Origin of the sequence: Streptococcus sp. SGI.013, from assembly GCF_050315295.1 — a bacterium.
Taxonomy (GTDB): Bacteria; Bacillota; Bacilli; order Lactobacillales; family Streptococcaceae; genus Streptococcus; species Streptococcus porcorum.
In genome coordinates, this window is sequence record NZ_JBNPOS010000016.1 from 1 (window position 1) to 19,671 (window position 19,671).

Annotated in this window: 15 protein-coding genes; 10 read left to right on the forward strand and 5 right to left on the reverse strand. The window is 38.4% G+C overall.

What is annotated here, in order from left to right; genetic code table 11:
• The first annotated feature begins 320 nt into the window (after nt 1–320).
• Together tuf and tpiA are read left to right on the forward strand one after the other, a co-directional pair.
• The gene (gene tuf, locus ACQRDX_RS05560; RefSeq protein WP_427895268.1) at nt 321–1,517 is read left to right on the forward strand and encodes an elongation factor Tu; all 1,197 of its coding nucleotides are present in this window, start codon (nt 321–323) and stop codon (nt 1,515–1,517) included.
• A gap of 159 nt (nt 1,518–1,676) precedes the next feature.
• Nucleotides 1,677–2,435: a triose-phosphate isomerase gene (gene tpiA, locus ACQRDX_RS05565; protein WP_427895266.1), complete on the forward strand. Its 759-nt coding sequence runs from the start codon at nt 1,677–1,679 to the stop codon at nt 2,433–2,435.
• A gap of 106 nt (nt 2,436–2,541) precedes the next feature.
• Here the strand turns inward: tpiA and ACQRDX_RS05570 are convergent, their stop codons facing one another.
• Genes ACQRDX_RS05570 through ACQRDX_RS05590 form a run of 5 tightly spaced genes read right to left on the reverse strand, consistent with a single transcriptional unit; the run spans nt 2,542 to nt 8,335 of the window.
• The gene (locus ACQRDX_RS05570) at nt 2,542–3,771 is read right to left on the reverse strand and encodes an aminoacyltransferase (protein WP_427895264.1); all 1,230 of its coding nucleotides are present in this window, start codon (nt 3,769–3,771) and stop codon (nt 2,542–2,544) included.
• A 9-nt stretch (nt 3,772–3,780) separates the two neighbouring features.
• A complete protein-coding gene (locus ACQRDX_RS05575; RefSeq protein ID WP_427895262.1) occupies nt 3,781–5,019 on the reverse strand; it encodes an aminoacyltransferase in 1,239 nt (412 codons plus the stop codon).
• The gene (locus tag ACQRDX_RS05580) at nt 5,019–6,236 is read right to left on the reverse strand and encodes an aminoacyltransferase (RefSeq protein ID WP_427895260.1); all 1,218 of its coding nucleotides are present in this window, start codon (nt 6,234–6,236) and stop codon (nt 5,019–5,021) included. The genes ACQRDX_RS05575 and ACQRDX_RS05580 overlap by 1 nt, the downstream gene beginning before the upstream one ends.
• On the reverse strand, nt 6,236–7,045 hold the full coding sequence (gene yidA, locus ACQRDX_RS05585) for a sugar-phosphatase (protein ID WP_427895258.1): 810 nt from the start codon (nt 7,043–7,045) through the stop codon (nt 6,236–6,238). The genes ACQRDX_RS05580 and yidA overlap by 1 nt, the downstream gene beginning before the upstream one ends.
• Before the next feature lie 9 nt (nt 7,046–7,054).
• Nucleotides 7,055–8,335, reverse strand: coding sequence for an HD domain-containing protein (locus ACQRDX_RS05590; protein ID WP_427895256.1), 1,281 nt, complete (start codon nt 8,333–8,335; stop codon nt 7,055–7,057).
• A 117-nt stretch (nt 8,336–8,452) separates the two neighbouring features.
• Between ACQRDX_RS05590 and ACQRDX_RS05595 the strand changes: the two genes are divergently transcribed.
• From ACQRDX_RS05595 to ACQRDX_RS05630, 8 genes are all read left to right on the forward strand, one after another.
• Nucleotides 8,453–8,839: a DUF1934 domain-containing protein gene (locus ACQRDX_RS05595; RefSeq protein ID WP_354368288.1), complete on the forward strand. Its 387-nt coding sequence runs from the start codon at nt 8,453–8,455 to the stop codon at nt 8,837–8,839.
• A gap of 205 nt (nt 8,840–9,044) precedes the next feature.
• Nucleotides 9,045–11,729 carry a cation-translocating P-type ATPase gene (locus ACQRDX_RS05600; protein WP_427895253.1) on the forward strand — a complete coding sequence of 895 codons (2,685 nt, stop codon included), beginning with the start codon at nt 9,045–9,047 and terminating at the stop codon, nt 11,727–11,729.
• 118 nt (nt 11,730–11,847) lie between these two features.
• Nucleotides 11,848–12,276, forward strand: a complete 429-nt coding sequence (locus ACQRDX_RS05605; protein ID WP_427895252.1) for a hypothetical protein — start codon at nt 11,848–11,850, stop codon at nt 12,274–12,276.
• A 60-nt stretch (nt 12,277–12,336) separates the two neighbouring features.
• Nucleotides 12,337–13,467, forward strand: a complete 1,131-nt coding sequence (queG, locus tag ACQRDX_RS05610) for a tRNA epoxyqueuosine(34) reductase QueG (RefSeq protein ID WP_427895250.1) — start codon at nt 12,337–12,339, stop codon at nt 13,465–13,467.
• A 46-nt stretch (nt 13,468–13,513) separates the two neighbouring features.
• Nucleotides 13,514–14,609 (forward strand): peptide chain release factor 2 gene (gene prfB / locus ACQRDX_RS05615; protein ID WP_427895248.1). Its coding sequence is split into 2 segments (ribosomal slippage): nt 13,514–13,585 and nt 13,587–14,609, totalling 1,095 coding nucleotides; the frame shifts between segments, so codons are not numbered across the junction.
• 14 nt (nt 14,610–14,623) lie between these two features.
• A complete protein-coding gene (gene ftsE, locus ACQRDX_RS05620; protein ID WP_354368298.1) occupies nt 14,624–15,316 on the forward strand; it encodes a cell division ATP-binding protein FtsE in 693 nt (230 codons plus the stop codon).
• 106 nt (nt 15,317–15,422) lie between these two features.
• Nucleotides 15,423–16,340, forward strand: coding sequence for a permease-like cell division protein FtsX (gene ftsX / locus ACQRDX_RS05625; RefSeq protein ID WP_427895272.1), 918 nt, complete (start codon nt 15,423–15,425; stop codon nt 16,338–16,340).
• 93 nt (nt 16,341–16,433) lie between these two features.
• Entirely contained in the window at nt 16,434–19,670 is a 3,237-nt protein-coding gene (locus tag ACQRDX_RS05630) for a helicase-related protein (RefSeq protein ID WP_427895246.1), read from the forward strand.
• Nucleotide 19,671 lies beyond the last annotated feature (1 nt).

Sequence of the window (19,671 nt, forward strand, 5' to 3'; positions counted from 1 at the left end):
TTTTTATTTATTTGATATTTATTGATGGATGATTGATTGATAAATAACTAATCTATAGAAAGAGTAGGGATATTAAATCAATCCAGTCCTGAACGGCTAAAAAGAAGTTAGTACAGCGAGATTAAAAGAAAAATTCTGAGCTTGCTATAGAGAGTTACTTTTATTAAAGTAGTTTATTTGATATAGGAGAGAAGAAATCGGTAAAAAAAAAGTAAAACACTTGCATTTTTATCATAATTTGATAAAATAATAAGGTAAAGTTAGACTGTATTGCCTACTGTCTATCTATAAAATATATTTTATTGGAGGCTTTTACTCAAATGGCAAAAGAAAAATATGACCGTAGTAAACCGCACGTTAACATTGGTACAATCGGACACGTTGACCACGGTAAAACTACCCTAACTGCAGCTATCACAACTGTACTTGCACGTCGTCTTCCATCAGCTGTTAACCAGCCAAAAGACTACGCGTCAATCGATGCTGCTCCAGAAGAACGCGAACGCGGTATCACAATCAACACTGCACACGTTGAATATGAAACTGAAGCTCGCCACTATGCGCACATCGACGCTCCAGGACACGCGGACTACGTTAAAAACATGATCACTGGTGCCGCTCAAATGGACGGTGCTATCCTTGTAGTAGCTTCAACTGATGGACCAATGCCACAAACTCGTGAGCACATCCTTCTTTCACGTCAGGTTGGTGTTAAACACCTTATCGTCTTCATGAACAAAATCGACCTTGTTGATGATGAAGAATTGCTTGAATTGGTTGAAATGGAAATCCGTGACCTTCTTTCAGAATACGATTTCCCAGGTGATGACCTTCCAGTTATCCAAGGTTCAGCTCTTAAAGCTCTTGAAGGTGACACTCAATTTGAAGATATCATCATGGAATTGATGAGCACTGTAGATGAGTACATCCCAGAACCAGAACGTGATACTGACAAACCACTTCTTCTTCCAGTCGAGGATGTATTCTCAATCACTGGTCGTGGTACAGTAGCATCAGGACGTATCGACCGTGGTACTGTTCGTGTTAACGATGAAATCGAAATCGTTGGTATCAAAGAAGAAACTTCAAAAGCAGTTGTTACTGGTGTTGAAATGTTCCGTAAACAACTTGACGAAGGTCTTGCTGGAGATAACGTTGGTGTTCTTCTTCGTGGTGTACAACGTGACGAAATCGAACGTGGACAAGTTATTGCTAAACCAGGTTCAATCAACCCACACACTAAATTCAAAGGTGAAGTTTACATCCTTACTAAAGAAGAAGGTGGACGTCATACTCCATTCTTCAACAACTACCGTCCACAGTTCTACTTCCGTACAACTGACGTAACTGGTTCTATCGAACTTCCTGCAGGTACTGAAATGGTTATGCCTGGTGATAACGTGACAATCGACGTTGAGTTGATCCACCCAATCGCCGTAGAACAAGGTACAACATTCTCAATCCGTGAGGGTGGACGTACTGTTGGTTCAGGTATCGTTTCAGAAATCGAAGCTTAATTTAAATTAAGTTCCCAAATTAACAATTAGAGTCAGACAACTTTAATTGAAGCTCCACTTAGGTGGAGCTTTTTTTGATAAAATCTGATAAATTCCTTTTGTTGCTTCTAAAAATATGATAAAATAGTAAGGTAAATAAAAAAAGAAGAGGTATGTGAAATGTCACGTAAACCAATTATTGCTGGTAACTGGAAAATGAACAAAAACCCTCAAGAAGCTCAAGCTTTTGTTGAGGCAATTGCAGGTAAATTACCTTCAACTGATCTTGTAGAAGCAGCCATTGCAGCTCCTGCAGTTGATTTGAATGCACTTCTTTGGTTCGCTAAAGATTCAGAACTTAAAGTTGCAGCACAAAACTGTTACTTTGAAGATGCGGGTGCTTTTACTGGTGAAAACAGCCCTAAAGTATTGTCTGAAATGGGTGTTAACTATGTTGTTATTGGTCACTCAGAGCGTCGTGATTACTTCCACGAAACTGATGAAGACATCAATAAAAAAGCCCATTCTATCTTCCGTAATGGTATGACGCCAATCATTTGTTGTGGTGAGTCACTTGAAACTTACGAAGCTGGTAAAGCAGTTGAATTTGTGGGTGCTCAAGTTTCAGCAGCACTTAAAGATCTTTCGGCAGAACAAGTTGCGTCACTTGTGATTGCTTATGAGCCAATTTGGGCTATTGGTACTGGTAAATCAGCGACTCAAGATGATGCACAAAAAATGTGTAAAGCAGTTCGTGATGTTGTTGCAGCTGATTTTGGACAAGATGTTGCTGATAAAGTACGTGTTCAATATGGTGGTTCTGTAAACCCATCAAACGTTGCAGAGTACATGGCATCTCCTGATGTGGATGGTGCACTTGTAGGTGGTGCTTCACTTGAAGCAGATAGCTTCCTAGCTCTTCTTGACTTTGTGAAATAAAATTTAAAAAGACTTGTGCTTTTCACAAGTCTTTTTAAATTTTATAAATATTTTTATCTTCTTATCTTTTGAAAGATATAATGGATCTCAATTTAGAGATGTTCTGTTAATTTCTACCGAGTAGTTTTTTGATGAATTGATAAGTCTTATGTTTGAGTGGATGTGGATAATAAAGGAAATATCCTGGTTTATGTTCAATATAGCCCTCGAAGTTTTGCTTAAACCTTAGAATACTATCAGTACCATCAAAGACTCCTTTTATACCAAGAAAGTTGTAGCGTTTTAAACCACGTTTTATAGCTTCTAACATAGCATATTCTTGTAAGATGGCAGGAGCATAAAAACGGTTAAATTCAGAATAAGATCCACTGTAGAGGTAGAAGGCTTCTTTTTCTAAATAGAGGAAGAGACTAGCACATAAAGGGGTGTCGTTTTGTCCATATTGGTTAATTAATTCTTGGGCTTCATTTTTACGGACATCAAATGTCTCGAATTGACTAGATAATTCTCGATACTGATTCTGTTTTTTCTCAGAATTTGGGTTTTTCTCAAGGTCGTTTGCCAGTCGATCAATTTTTTCTTTTAATTTAGCTTGATCGGTATTAAGGTTATCCAAGTAGTCTTGGAAATTTAATGTCGCGATGACAAATTCTGCCTTATCGCCAAAGCTATCAAAAAGATACTCATAGTATTCCAATGGTTTATCATCAAAGTCACGACGATCAGAGGTGGCAGAGGTGATTTCCTTGAAAATTGCTAAATCTGATCTCTCTAATTTTTTGATTTTTATTCCAAAGGTTTTAGCTTTTTTAACGAGCGGTCGTCCCTTTTTACTGAAAGATTTAAAGAGTGTCTCAGGTGTTAGCTGACTAAGATCTTTAACATAATTCCAATCTCCTGTATGATAGCCAACTTCTAAGCCAGAGTGTTGAAACCCTAAATGTTGCATGTGGTCAATCAGGACCTGATTTTCCTCTGATAAGGCTGAGCCATTACTGTCTAAGATTTGATAATTATCGTAAGGTTTAACCTTTAACTCAATAGCACCTTCTTGTTTTGAGAAATTTTGGAGGCCCTTATAAAAATCTTCCAAGTAGGTTGGATCGGTAACAATAGGACCGTTATTGATTTCCATAGCGAGTCCACCAGCGATAGGAGTGCTGAATACTAGAGCAGAAACCTTTATGTCGTTATCTTTTAGATAGCCGACCATTTGGATACGATAACCTCTTTTTTTCAATAGAAGGGCCATCTGAGGAGATTGCTCAAACGCTTGGGCGTCTGCTGCTAAAATATGGTTATGAAATTGTTGAGGGGTAATAATTTGGAATGCCATAAGACTCCTTTATGAACGATGAAGTAATGATTTTAGTATTTGAATAACTTTGTATAAAATAGGTTTTGGATAGTAACGGAAGGTTCCCATTTTTCTAACAATATAGCCATTGAAGTTTTGCTTAAATCGTAAAACACCATCAGAACCATCAAATTCTCCCATTATCCCTAAGAAGTTATAAAAAGTGATGCCACGCTTAATGGCTTCTTGCATGACATACTCTTGTAAAAGGGCAGGAGCATAGAATTTATTAAATTCTGGATAAGATCCGCTGAAAAGGTAAACTGCTTCTTGAGGAGTATAAAGAAAGAGGCTTCCTGCTAAGATCTTATCTTCATTTCCATATTTCTGAATGAATTCTTTTGCTTCTTGTTTCCGAGTTTCGAAGGTTTCATGTTGCTGAGAAAACTCTCGGATTTGGTTTTGGAGTTTTTGGGACTGAGGTTGAGCTTCTAAGCGTTCTGTTAATTGATTTATTTTATTTGAAAGTTTTTCTTGATCCTCCTCGAGGTGTTGGTAATAATCTTGAAAATTTAAGACTGCCACCATAAATTCAGCTTTATCACCAAAACTATCATAAAAATCTTGATAATAATCTAAACTTTTATCGCTATATTCTCTGCGTTCTGAGGTAGAGCTAGTAATTTCTTTGAATAAGTGAAGTTCGTCCCGATTTAGGCGTTTCAATTTTATCCCAAATGTTTGGGATTTTTTTACTAAGGGTCTGCCCTTCTTACTAAAGGATTTTAGGAGTGTTTGAGGATTAAGGTCAGTTAAATCTTTGACATAGTGCCAATCAGGCTCCCCACCAGGATAACCTGTTTTTAAGCCATCGTGGAGATAGCCTAGGGAAGTTAAATCAGTAATCAATTCAGTGTGTTCTTTCGAGATTGGATTGCCATCAGTGTCAAAGGTTTGATAGGTTTGATAAGGTTTGACGACAAGCTCTATCACGCCTTTTTGTTTAGCATAAGTTTGTAATTCTCTATAAAAATCAGAAAGATAGGAGAGATCAGTAGCGACGGGGCCAGAATTTAATTCCATGTATAGCCCACCAGTCATTGGTTTGGTATAAACTAAACTAGAAATCACTATTTCCTTTTGGGAGTTTTTTAGACCAAGATAAGTGACAGTGTAGCCACGTTTTTTTAACAATGTGGCCATTTCTTCTGATTGTAAAAAAGATTTTTTGTCAGCAAGTTGACAGTGGTTTAAAAACTCTTTCTTGTTAATAGTAGAAAAAATCATTAATTTTTACTCCTCAATTTTTTACGAATTTTATAAGCACTGTTAGTGAGACGGTAGAAAATAGTGTTTACGGGGAGGTTAAATTCACCTGCAAATTCTTCAATAATAGGATTAAATTTAGATTTATAGTTGTAGAGTCCTCCGTCAAGACTGTTTTCTACTCCTCCCATATTTTGCCAGAGGGCACCACGTTCAAAAGCGTGTTTAGCCGTTTCATACCAAGTGATAATAGCAGGTTGATAGCGACGGAACTCGTCATCCATACCTGCGTAGACGTTTTCAGAGGTTTTAGCGAACTCTAAAGATAATGTTCCAGCTAGAGCAACTTTTTTTGGACCATGTTTCAGTTTTTCATCCAAAAAGAGCAGCTCTTCGGTTATTCTATCTAACTCTTGTTGGTTATGAGTGATTTTACCTGCTTTGGTTTTTTCAGTAAATTTAGAAGCTTCATTCTCTAATTTAGTTTTTTGCTGAAGAAGAGAAGTTTGGCGTTTTTCTAGGTCTAAGTGAGCTAGAGTAATGTAAGAATGCTCAGGGTAGGTTTCTAGTAATTTCTTGTAGTAGTTTTTTCCGCGAAGTGAGATGGATTTGCGATCTTCTGTTTTTTTCATGAGATCTGAAAATTCATCTAAAAATTCGGTCTGTCCAAAACTAATTTCCACCCCTTTATTTAGAGCAGTTCGGATAGCTTGCTTAGTACTTTTGGAGAGCTGTTCATCAGAAAAATGTTCTTGATAGATATTGGCTTGAAAACGAGGTTGAATGTTTTCATCAAGACTTGTTGTTCGTCCAGTCCATTCACAACCTAGACTCTCTAAAGTAGTGATGATTTCAAGAGTTTCAGCACTGTCTGATTTTTCTTCTGTTACTAATCCTCTGGTTAAAAAGAGACTAGGATCGAACTTGATAAAAATAGCTCGTTTGGTTTTTCCAAACTCTTTAAGACTTTTTAGAACAAAAGCGACAAGTTTCTTATCCGTGTAATCCATAATGGGACCGCGAGGGATATATAAGAGGGTAAATCCAAGCGGCAAGGGCTGGATAAGGATAGAAGCTACTGCTTTTAATATCTTATTTTCATAAAATCCAATTCTTGCATTTCCCCAATTATCTTTTACTCTTGCCCAAGAGCTACTTTGTAAGAGATTAGCTTGTTTATGAGAGCTGACAAAGTCATCATGCTCTTTTTCAGTAATATTCACTTGATAGGTGTACATTATTTTAATACCCACTCTCTAATAGCATGTGCAACACCAGATTCATCGTTTGATTTGGTGATATGTTTGGCGATTTTTTTCAGTTCAGGATTGCCATTTTCCATAACGACTGGATGGCCAACAACTTCTAGCATGGCACGGTCATTTTCCTCATCTCCAATAGCCATGGTTTGCTCCAGAGTAAGACCAAGTTTTTTAGCAAGATGAATAATTGCATTCCCCTTGCTGACATTTTTGTGAACAACTTCTAGGTAGAAGGGTTGTGATTTAACTAAGTTATACTTTTCATAAAATTCAGCTGGAATATTTTTGATAGCAGGGTCAAGAATCTCAGGTTCATCAATAAACATGATTTTGACAATTTCTTTATCTGCCATCTCTTCAGGCGTGCGGTAAAAAATTGGCATATTGACTAGCGTTGCTTCATGAACGGTGTATTTACCAATATTTCGGTTGGCGGTATAGATACCATCTTTGGTAATGGCATGCATATGAAGACCAAGTTTTCGTGCTAGATATTCAATTTCCAAATAGTCTTCATAAGTGAGCGTCTCTTTGACTAAATCTTCACCAGTCGCCGTATCTTGAACCAGTCCCCCGTTGAAAGTGATGACATAGTCACCTTCATCTTCAAGATTGAGTTGAGATAAGAGAGATTTAACTCCTGCAATGGGACGTCCTGTCGTAATAACAACTTTGACATCAGCTTGTTTTGCTTCTTGTACAGCTTGATAGACTTCTGGAGTGATTTCGCGTTTACTGTTAATGAGTGTACCGTCAATATCGACAGCAACAAGTTTGATGGACATAGATTCTCCTTATTGTTTCAAAAGTAATTTAAAAGCTTGCTTGGTTTCTAAAAATAGATCATCTTCTTCTAACATTTCTTTTGGAAAATAGAAACGAAAGTCGATTTGCTGTTTTCCAGTTAGGCTACTGACTAGACTGGAGAGTTGTGAGAGTTCAACAATAGATCCGTGCTTATCTAATATATCAATTTGTGTTCGAGGTTTTTTATCTCTTGGATGATAACTATCATAGGGTAAATCTACAGTTTTATGGCATCCTGTGTAATAATCAGGATCAAACCCAACTGCTGCGATACATTGTTTTAGAGCGGACAAGGTACTGGTATCCTTTTCATCTAGAGAAAGTGATTTGAATAGCTTACGGTTGATAAAAGAAGCAGCCAAATCAGATAAAATAGCATCCTCAGACTCTATCCAACTTTGAAAGTAGCTCGTTAAGATGCTATCATCTAGATAGAGATAATCTTCTAGAGTAGTGATTTCTTTAAAGAAGGGAACCAGCTTTGGAGCACTCAAAGAAAAATAATTTGGATTTTTTTGATAGAGCCATTTTGCACGTTGTAACAATTTTTCTAACACTAATTCAACCGACCGACTAGCAGGGTGGAAATAGATTTGCGTGTACATTTGATAGCGACGGATGATATAGTCCTCGACAGCATGCATCCCTTTTTGATCAAAAGCAATTCCTGATGCTACAGGGCGAATGGTTCTTAGAATATGGGTTAAATCAAACTGTCCGTAACTTGCCCCAGTATAGTAAGAATCTCTTAATAAATAATCCATTCTATCCACATCAATTTGACTTGAAATCAGAGAGACAATAGTCTTATTAGGATGTGTATGGTCAATCACACTAGCCACTTGATTTGGGAAATCCTCAGAAACGGTTTTAAGAATCTGACAAATTTCTGTCTCAGGATTTGTAATAATCTCTTGAGTTACAGCCTCATGATCAGTATGAAATAAGCGTTCAAAGGTGTGTGAAAAGGGACCATGCCCCAAGTCATGTAAAAGTGCAGCAACCATGGTTAAAAAAGACTCCTTGGGAGACCACTGATTTGGATAATGCCGTTCAAATTTATCAGAGACCCGTCGGGCAATCTCATAAGCCCCTAAACAGTGGGAAAAGCGACTATGTTCAGCACCGTGAAAGGTAAATGAGCTTGTTCCCAGTTGTTTGATTCGTCTGAGACGCTGAAATTCTTTGGTATTGATGAGGTTATAGATAACCAAAGAATTGACTTGAATGTAATTGTGAACAGGATCACGGAAGATTTTTTCAATCATAGTTAGTATTATAGCAAAAAGTCCTATTTTTTGGAAAAGTTAGCGCTAAACAAACTAAGACAAATTTGCGGAATTTTTGATAGAATAGAAAAGAATAGTTTAAGAGGAGATATCGTGGTGAAAATTAGTCTAAAAAATAAGATTCAAATGGGTGAAGAGGTCGAATACATTCACGAAGTCCATGAGGGAGAATGGCTTCAAAAAGGAGGGTATGACTATTTACTTTTTACTAATTCAGAGAAAGAAAAAGTTGTGATCAAGTTCTCATCCGTTGAGATGACAATGACACGCTTTTCAACTCCTAAAACCATTATGCGCTTTTTAGAAGGTCAGGAAGCAGTTGTCACTATTCCGACACCTTTAGGGATTCAACACTTTGTTACTCAAACTGACGTTTATCAAGTTGATTTAAATCAACAATGTCTTCATTTATCTTATCGTTTAAAAGGGTTAGAGAGTCAAGAAATATTTGCAGACTACGAAATGAAAATTTCATGGATTTAGAAAACGATTTCAAAAGTAGAAATGGTTTGAATTTCCTTATAAATTTGCTATAATAGAGAACAAATCGAGGGAGTAGCTAACGATATTTATCGTGATAGGGTCGTCAGTCCGAAATTATTTCCGGCCCTATCTTAAATAGCGAGACTTGTTTTAATAAAAACAGGTCTCTTTTTCATTTAGAAATAGAGGCCAAGGAGGAGAAAAATTGTCCAAAGAACAAAAGCGTGATACTTTTTACACGCAAAATGCAGACGATGTGTTGACAAGCTTAGGCTCTTCAGCAGAAGGGTTAACTGGTGAAGAAGCAAGTAAACGTCTCACAGAGTACGGTCGTAATGAACTTGATGAAGGGGAAAAACGCACCCTCTTAGCAAAATTTCTAGATCAGTTCAAAGACCTGATGATCATTATCCTGTTGGTTGCCGCAATTCTATCAGTTATTACCACAGGTGGTCATGATTGGGCAGATGCTGTCATCATTTTGGCAGTAGTTGTCCTTAACGCAGCTTTTGGTGTCTATCAAGAAGGTCAAGCTGAAGCAGCAATCGAAGCCTTAAAAAACATGTCTAGTCCAGTTGCTCGTGTCCTTCGTGATGGTCACGTAGTAGAGGTGGACTCTAAAGATCTTGTTCCAGGTGATGTGGTTATGCTTGAAGCGGGAGATGTGGTGCCTGCAGATATGCGCTTGTTAGAAGCAAACTCTCTTAAAATTGAAGAAGCTGCGCTGACAGGTGAGTCTGTTCCTGTTGAAAAAGATTTGACGGTAACATTAGAAGCTGATGCAGGGATTGGTGACCGTGTAAACATGGCTTATCAAAACTCTAACGTCACTTATGGTCGTGGTATTGGTGTCGTAACCAATACAGGAATGTTTACCGAAGTTGGTAAAATTGCAGGGATGTTGGCTAATGCAGACGAATCTGATACACCACTTAAGCAAAACTTGAATGACTTATCTAAGACACTTACTTATGCTGTTTTAGTGATTGCAGCCATTACTTTTGCGGTTGGTGTGTTCATCCAAGGACAGGCTCCACTTGAAGGTTTGATGACCTCTGTGGCACTTGCTGTTGCAGCTATTCCAGAAGGACTTCCTGCCATCGTTACCGTGGTGCTTTCTCTTGGAACACAGGTTCTTGCTAAACGTAATTCAATTGTACGTAAGTTGCCTGCTGTTGAGACACTTGGTTCAACTGAAATTATTGCATCAGATAAAACTGGTACTTTAACGATGAACCAAATGACAGTTGAAAAAGTCTATACAAACGGTCAATTGATTGATGCAAAAGAAGCATTTGAGGCAAGTAACTCAACTCTTCGTGTCATGAACTTTGCGAATGATACTAAAGTTGATCCAACAGGGAAATTAATTGGAGATCCAACGGAAACAGCTCTTGTTCAGTTTGGTCTTGATCATGATTTTGATGTTCGTGAAGCTTTAGTTGATGAGCCTCGTGTTGCGGAGTTACCATTTGATTCAACACGTAAACTCATGTCAACCATTCACCAGCAAGCAGATGGTAAGTTCTTGGTTGCTGTTAAAGGTGCGCCTGATCAATTACTTAAGCGCGTTACACAGATTGAAGATAATGGCTCTATCCGTCCAATCACAGAAGAAGATAAGTCTGCTATCTTATCTACCAATAAATCATTGGCTAAACAAGCCCTTCGTGTCTTGATGATGGCATACAAGTACGTTGATGCTATCCCTGAACTTGAGTCAGACATTGTTGAAAATGACTTAGTCTTCTCAGGTCTTGTCGGAATGATTGACCCTGAGCGTCCAGAGGCAGCAGAAGCAGTTCGTGTGGCTAAGGAAGCTGGTATTCGTCCAATCATGATCACAGGAGACCATCAAGATACTGCAGAAGCTATCGCTAAGCGTCTTGGTATTATTGAAGAAGGTGATACAGAAGATCATGTCTTCACTGGCGCAGAACTTAATGAATTATCTGATGAAGAATTCCAAAAAGTTTTCAAACAATATTCTGTTTATGCGCGTGTTTCTCCTGAACATAAGGTTCGTATTGTGAAAGCATGGCAAAATGATGGTAAGGTAGTTGCTATGACCGGTGATGGTGTTAATGATGCACCATCACTTAAGACAGCCGATATTGGTATTGGTATGGGGATTACAGGTACAGAGGTATCTAAAGGAGCATCTGATATGGTCCTTGCAGATGATAACTTTGCAACCATTATTGTTGCTGTTGAAGAAGGACGTAAGGTCTTCTCTAACATTCAAAAAACTATTCAGTACCTTCTTTCAGCTAATACCGCAGAGGTTCTAACAATCTTCCTTGCGACTTTATTTGGTTGGGATGTTCTTGAACCAGTTCATCTTTTATGGATTAACTTAGTAACTGATACCCTTCCAGCGATCGCGCTTGGTGTTGAACCGGCAGAACCAGGTGTTATGACGCATAAGCCTCGTGGACGTAACTCAAGCTTCTTCTCAGGTGGTGTGATGAGTTCCATCATCTATCAAGGAATTTTACAAACTATCCTCGTTCTTGGGGTATATGGTTTTGCACTTCTTTACCCAGAACATGCAACTTATAAAGAAATTCACGCAGATGCATTGACGATGGCATATGTGACTTTGGGTCTTATCCAGTTGGTACATGCTTATAACGTTAAATCTGTTTACCAGTCTATCTTTACAGTGGGACTCTTTAAAAACAGACTCTTCAACTGGTCTATCCCACTTGCTTTCTTATTGTTGATGGCAACAATTGTTATTCCAGGATTTAATACCTTCTTCCATGTGTCTGTCTTATCTCCGACACAATGGTTAGTAACCATCATTGGAAGTTTAATCATGGTATTGGCAGTTGAAATCGTCAAATTTGTTCAACGTAAACTTGGTTACGATGAAAAAGCAATCTAAAATTTTGAAGATTGAGAAAAAATGATAAAAGAGCTAAGGTCAACCCCTTGGCTCTTTTATTAATCCTTGACACAATATTGTGTTAGTGATATAATACAATAAAGAGGAGGTGGCAGTTATGAAAAAGGGGTTCAGACTAGTTAGTCTCAGTGTGTTCAGTCTCATCTTATCTTTTTGGATTTTAGTAGCTTGTCGGCAAGTTTCAGCAAAGCAAGATCATATCCTTGTTTATAATGCTCGTCATGAACAAGTGGCAAAAATAACTAATCAAAAGATTTTGGCTATTTTAAATGAAAAAATTGGTGAGTCAGGAGCAAATACCAGTGATATAGAGGAGCTTCCAAAAGATGCCGAGGTCAGCTACCGTTACGAAGTGATTGATGTTCGAGATGATGGTAAAGCTCACAGCGTTACTTTTGAAGTCTATCAAAATTACCCTTATATGAGTATGGTAGATGTTCCCCTTTTGTCTCGCTTGACTTGGACTTTATCCGAAGAAGAAAATGATTTATTTCAACATCCAGAAGATTTAGAACATCCTAAATAGGTTGGAGTTATCCAACCTATTTTTCTTGCATCGTAAACAGCTTTCCACTAAAATAAAGATATGGATATTAAAAAAAGGATTCAAGAATTAGCCAATGATATTGGCATTTCAAAGATAGGTTTTACAACAGCTGATGATTTTTCTTATTTGGAGAAAAGCTTGCGCTTAGCAGTCGAAAATGGTACTAACTCAGGTTTTGAACATAAAAATATTGAGGAGAGGGTGAAACCAAGACTGTCACTGGAAAGTGCTAAAACCATTATCTCCATTGCAATTGCTTATCCTCATAAACTTCCCCAGCAACCTCAAAAAACCGAATATAAACGGGGGAAGATAACACCAAATAGTTGGGGGCTTGATTATCATTACGTCGTTGCTGACAAGCTAAAAAAACTTTCAGAAGGAATCGAAGGGCTATGTCAAGAGGAAGGTTTTCCTTATGAACATAAGGCTATGGTTGATACAGGTGCTTTGGTTGATACGGCAGTTGCTAGGCGAGCAGGGATTGGTTTTATCGGAAAAAATGGGCTGGTTATCTCTAAAGAATACGGCTCTTATATGTTTTTAGGGGAGTTGATTACCAATTTAGAGATTGAACCTGATCAGCCTGTTGATTATGGTTGTGGTGATTGTACGCGCTGTTTAACTTCTTGTCCCACCTCTTGTTTAAATGGTGATTCAACCATGAATGCGAAACGTTGTCTGAGCTTTCAAACCCAAGATAAGGGAATGATGGCTTTAGAATTTCGGAAAAAAATAAAGACGGTTATCTATGGCTGTGATATTTGTCAAATTTCCTGCCCTTATAATAAAGGGATTGACCATCCTCCTGTCACAGAGATTGATCCAGAATTAGCGCACCCAGAATTGATCCCATTTCTTGAATTATCAAATACTCAGTTCAAGGAGAAATTTGGAATGATTGCGGGATCTTGGCGTGGAAAAAATATCTTGCAACGAAATGCGATTATCGCTTTAGCTAATGCTCATGATAAAACAGCAGTGGTGAAACTTTTAGAAATCATTGATAAAAATCAAAATCCTATCCATGTTGCAACAGCCATATGGGCTATTGGAGAAATTATCAAAAAACCGAATGAAGAGATTCAAAATTTTGTGTTAAGGATTGATTCATCTAATAGTGATATTATGGATGAGCGTGCCAGAGTCCTTAAAAAATGGCAAATATAGGCTATTTATGATAAAATGAAAAGGATTGAAAAGAAAGAGGTATAGTATGGATATTGCAGAAATCCGTCAAAAAATAGTAGAACATAAAGAGAAGTTGACTAGCTTCAGGAGGTCTCTTTGACTTAGATCGCCTAGAAGAAGAGATTGCCCTGCTAGAAAATCGTATGACTGAGCCAGATTTTTGGAATGATAACATTGCAGCGCAAAAAACGTCTCAAGAATTAAATGAGTTAAAGCAAAAATATGAAACCTTCCACAATATGGAGGATCTGGTTGATGAAGTTGAGATTCTTCAAGACATGCTAGCCGAAGATGCTTCTTTACAAGAAGAGTTAGAGGAGAGCCTTGTAAAGTTAGAGAAAATCATGACCAGCTATGAGATGACTCTCTTATTGTCAGAGCCTTACGATAATAATAATGCAATTTTGGAAATTCACCCAGGATCAGGGGGAACAGAGGCTCAAGATTGGGGAGAAATGCTCATGAGGATGTACACCCGTTTTGGAAACGCTAAAGGCTTTAAGGTTGAGGTTTTGGACTATCAAGCAGGTGATGAGGCTGGCATTAAATCTGTTACCTTATCGTTTGAAGGACCAAATGCTTATGGCTTGTTGAAGTCTGAGATGGGGGTACATCGTTTAGTAAGGATTTCACCTTTTGACTCAGCCAAACGACGCCACACGTCATTCACTTCTGTCGAGGTAATGCCTGAACTTGATGATACCATTGAAGTTGAGATTAGAGATGATGAGATTAAGATGGATACTTTCCGTTCAGGTGGTGCTGGTGGACAAAATGTCAACAAGGTTTCAACTGGTGTGCGTTTGACACATATTCCAACAGGAATTGTCGTAGCTTCCACAGTTGATCGTACCCAGTATGGAAACCGAGATCGTGCCATGAAGATGTTGCAGGCTAAGCTTTATCAAATGGAGCAAGAGAAAAAAGCCGAAGAAGTCTCAGCTCTAAAAGGAGATAAAAAAGAGATTACATGGGGAAGTCAGATCAGATCATATGTCTTTACTCCTTATACTATGGTCAAAGACCATCGAACTAGCTTTGAGGTAGCACAAGTGGATAAGGTGATGGATGGCGAGTTAGATGGCTTTATTGACGCTTATCTAAAATGGCGTATGGAATAAGAGAAAGGAAAAATATGGCCTTAATTGAACTTAAAGGAGTGACCAAAAAATATAAACGTGGCTCTACAGCACTCAGAGATTTATCAGTCTCTATCAATCAGGGAGAGTTTGTTTATCTTGTTGGTCCATCTGGAGCAGGAAAATCAAGCTTTATTAAGCTCTTGTACCGTGAGGAAACTGCAACCAAAGGGACCATTAAAGTTGGTGAATTTGAGTTGACAAAACTTAAAGCGCGTCAAGTTCCTATTTTACGTCGTAACATTGGAGTTGTCTTCCAAGACTATAAATTGCTTCAGCGAAAGACGGTTTATGAAAATGTTGCATTTGCCATGGAAGTGATTGGGAGCAAACGTAAGGATATTAAAAAGCGTGTGCCAGAGGTATTGAACTTAGTTGGTCTTAAACATAAATCACGTTCATTTCCTGAGGAATTATCAGGTGGTGAGCAGCAACGTGTTGCGATTGCGCGTGCCATTGTCAATAATCCAAAACTTTTGATTGCCGATGAGCCAACAGGTAACCTAGATCCTGAAATTGCGCTAGAGATAATGCAGTTGCTTGAGCGTATCAATCTTCAAGGGACAACTGTGATTATGGCAACGCATAATAGTGTTATTGTCAACACTATGAAACATCGTGTTCTAGCAGTTGAAGAAGGACGTTTAGTACGTGATCAAGAGGAAGGAGACTATGGATACGATGACTAATCTATTGAAACAAATTTGGCAACGTAGCCAAGAGGTGGGCGGAAATGCAGCTCCTTGGATTCTAATAGGTGTAGGGGTAATTATCCTTGCTTTGCTTGTGACTTTAATGGTGCGGATGCGTTTCTTTCGCTATAATTGGGAGTCACTGAAAAGTATTAAACGTAATGGTTGGATGACCTTTGCTGCGACAACCTCTGTGACGATTACCTTGATTCTATTGGGCTTGTTTGCCTCAGTGATGTTAAATGTCGAGAAGGTGACTAGAGATATTGAAGGGAATGTTCCTATTTTAGTTCGCTTATCAGAAGGATCGACAGACGCTCAAAAGACGATTAAAAATGATAAAGGTGAAACCGTTACAAATAAGAATTATCACAAGGTTTATGATCAAATTATGGCTTTTGATCAAGTCAAAAGTATCACTTATTCTAGTAAGGAAGCACAACTAGAAAAATATAAGGCTACTTTAGGTGATGATTGGGAATCTAGTCCACTTTTGGATGTTTACGAAGTTAAGTTGACCTCGTCTGATTCCTTGAAAAGTTTGAGTGCAAAAATTCAATATTTAGAAGAGGTTGATTCGGTTGACTTTGGTGGAGCAGATATCGAGCGTTTAACAACTGTTACCAATTATATCCGTATTGGTGGTCTAGCAGGGACAGGTATTTTGTTATTGATTGCGATTTTTATCATTTCAAATACTATTCGTATCACCATTATGGCACGTCAAAATGAAATTCAAATTATGCGTCTTGTAGGTGCCAAAAATTCCTACATTAAAGGACCGTTCTTCTTTGAGGGGGCTTGGATTGGCTTAATTGGAACTATTGTTCCAGCTCTCTTGATGTTCTTTATCTATACTTGGGTTTATCAAGGGATGAATCCAAGTTTCCAAGAAGACAATCTCTCACTTTATGCCCCTAGCTTTTTTATCCCAGTTATGATTGTTGCCATGGCAGCTGTCGGTATGGTGATTGGAGCACTAGGTTCAGTTCTCTCAATGAGACGTTTCTTGAAAGTATAACAAAAGAGGCTCAGGCCTCTTTTTAATTTTTATTGTTTTTGAAGTTAATAATATTGTATAATAATGTGTGACTTGTTAAAGAAGGAGTAGTTGATGGAAATTGATAACCGACTGGTTCTCTTGGGGGATCAGTTAAAAGAACATCTAGGAAAAGGCAGTAAGGTAAAAATGGCTGCGGCAACTTTTTCTATGTTTGCTTATCAATCTTTGAAAGAAGAGCTAGAGCAAATTGAAGAGTTGAAATTTATTTTTACCAGTCCAACTTTTACGACTAATGAAGTTGCTAAAGAATACCGTGAATATATCATACCAAAGAAACAACGTGAGTCATCAATATTTGGGGCAGAGTATGAATTGAAATTGATGAACGAATTAACCCAAAAATCACTTGCTAAAGAATGTGCCGATTGGGTACGTAGAAAGGCTCAGTTTAAGTCTATCAATGTTCATGAAGAAATTGACAACGGCATACGGATTGAAAACGATCAAATTATCGCAGTTGACAAGCTGAAAAACTTTGACCGTAAGGAACTTGGTTATGAAAATTCTCTCTTTAAATCCAGCCGTAACCTTTATACTGAGCCACAAAGTTTGACTTATTTGAGAAACTTTGAAGATTATTGGAACAATGATGAGTATTTTCGTGATGTAACTGAGGAAATTTTGGAAAATCTAACCTTGGCTCACAAGGAGCACTCACCAGAGTTTCTCTATTATGTCATGCTTTATAATATCTTTAGTGAATTTTTGGAAGACGTTAATCAAGACCAACTGCCAAATGAGCATGTTCAATATAAGGAAACCAAGATTTGGAATCTCTTGTATGATTTTCAAAAGGATGCGGTCAAGTCCTTGATTTCAAAATTGGAACGATACAACGGCTGTATCTTGGCGGATTCGGTCGGTTTAGGAAAAACCTTTACAGCTCTTGCTGTCATGACCTACTATGCCTATCGTGGCAAACGAATCTTGGTACTTTGCCCCAAAAAGTTGGAGCATAACTGGAACATGTACCGTCATGATTATGTTAATAATCCTATTTATGACCGTTATCTTCAGTATGATGTCCTCTACCATACAGACCTCAGTCGGGATAAGGGAATCTCAAATGGGATTGATTTGGCGCTTAATCGTTGGGACACCTATGATCTAGTGGTCATTGATGAATCACATAACTTTAGAAACGGTGGTTCTTCGGATGCAGAGATTGAAGAAGGTCGTGAAAATCGCTACTCCCGTTTGATGAATCGGATTATCAAAAGTGGCGTGCCGACAAAAGTCCTCATGCTGTCTGCAACCCCAGTTAATAACCGTTTTAATGACTTGAAAAATCAGATTGCCCTAGCCTATGAAGGTGATTCAGAACAATTGGATGCCAAATTAGATACTAAATCATCGGTCAATGATATCTTTCGCATGGCTCAAACCGCTTATAATCAATGGGTAGATCTGCCAGCAGAATCACGTACGACAGCAGCTTTGCTAGATAAACTTGATTTTGACTTCTTTAAAGTTCTTGATAGCGTGACCATTGCTCGTAGCCGTAAACATATTAGACAATTCTATGATAGAAATGCCATTGGTGATTTTCCGAAACGACTGGCACCCCAAAATTTTTATCCAGATTTGACGGTAAGTCAAAAAGATATTACTTATGAGCGAATCTATACCTTGCTCGATCAATTACAGTTGACCATCTATCAACCTAGTATCTATATTCATCCCTCAAAACGCTGTCTTTATGAAAAAAAGGAAGGTCAAGGATTGACTCAGCTTGGGCGTGAAACAGGGATTAAGAAACTGATGATGATTAACCTCTTAAAACGCCTAGAAAGCTCAGTGGAGGCTTTTAGATTCACCTTAATTGATGTAGTAAAGGCTTATGTAGATCAGACAATTTTGAGTATTGAAGCGTTTGAAACTGTCGGTGGAGATGATAAGATTTCCTTCCAAGAATTAGTTGAGGATGATTTTGATATTGAAGATAGCAATACGGATATCTTTGTTGGAAAGAAATTCCCTATTAAGTTATCGGACATGGATTACCTGTCTTGGAAACGAGATTTACAAGCTGACCAGACAATTTTGAGGGAGTTAGAAGATCTAGTTAAACTTATTACTCCACAGGAAGATCAGAAATTACAAACCTTAATTAACCTGATAGATAACAAGCTAGCAAACCCTATCAATCCAGAAAACAAAAAATTGATTATCTTCTCAGCGTTTGCGACGACTACAGACTATCTCTATAAAACTATCAGTCAGTATCTTTTGGATAAGTACGGACTTCACACAGCACAGATCTCAGGGACCAAGGGCTTTTCGGCTACCTTACCGCTAAAAAATAAGGACTTGAACACCCTTCTGACCTATTTTTCACCGCGATCCAAGCAGAAGGACTTGCTTTATCCTGATGATCAGCGGGAAATTGATGTCTTAATAGCAACGGATGTTATCTCAGAAGGTCAAAACCTGCAAGACGCTGATACCATGATTAACTATGACATTCACTGGAATCCTGTCCGTATTGTCCAGCGCTTTGGTCGGGTAGATCGTATCGGTAGTCAGAACAAATACATCCAGCTGGTCAATTTTTGGCCCAACATTGCTTTGGACGCTTATATCGATCTCAAGGCGCGTGTGGAATCCAGAATGAAAATTTCTGTACTGACTTCAACGGCTGATGACAATGTCTTGACCAATGAGGAAATCGAGGACAATAATTATCGGAAGAAACAGCTTGAACGCCTCCAGACAGAGGTCGTTGATTTGGAAGATATGAATGAGGGGATTTCCATTATGGATCTAGGTTTGGAAGACTACCGTATGGACCTGCTCAGCTATTTAGCCAAACACCCAGAGTTAGAAGCTATGCCTAAAGGTCTTCAAGCAGTGGTGCAGGCAGGGCAAGGTCAACCAGCTGGAGCCATCTTCCTCTTGAAAAATATTGCCAACCAGACCCATCTCAGCAAGAAAAATCGTCTTCATCCCTACTATCTGGTCTATATCAGTGACCAGGGAGAAACGGTCTACTCCATTGCGGATACCAAGGCATTACTGGAGCACCTACGCATGATTACCAAGGGCAAAAATCAGCCTGAGAAAGATTTGGTGGCAACCTACAATCGTGCCACTGATGATGGCGCCAAAATGGAGCATTACTCCGACCTCTTGCAAAGAAGTCTTGAAAATCTCGTGGAGAGCGATGAGGAGACCTTCAATGAGTCCCTCTTCACATCAGATACCATTGACTTTATGGATAGCGGGGTGGACGGAAGTGATGATTTTGAACTGATGGCCTTCTTTGCCGTTTTGAAAGGAGAAGACTAAG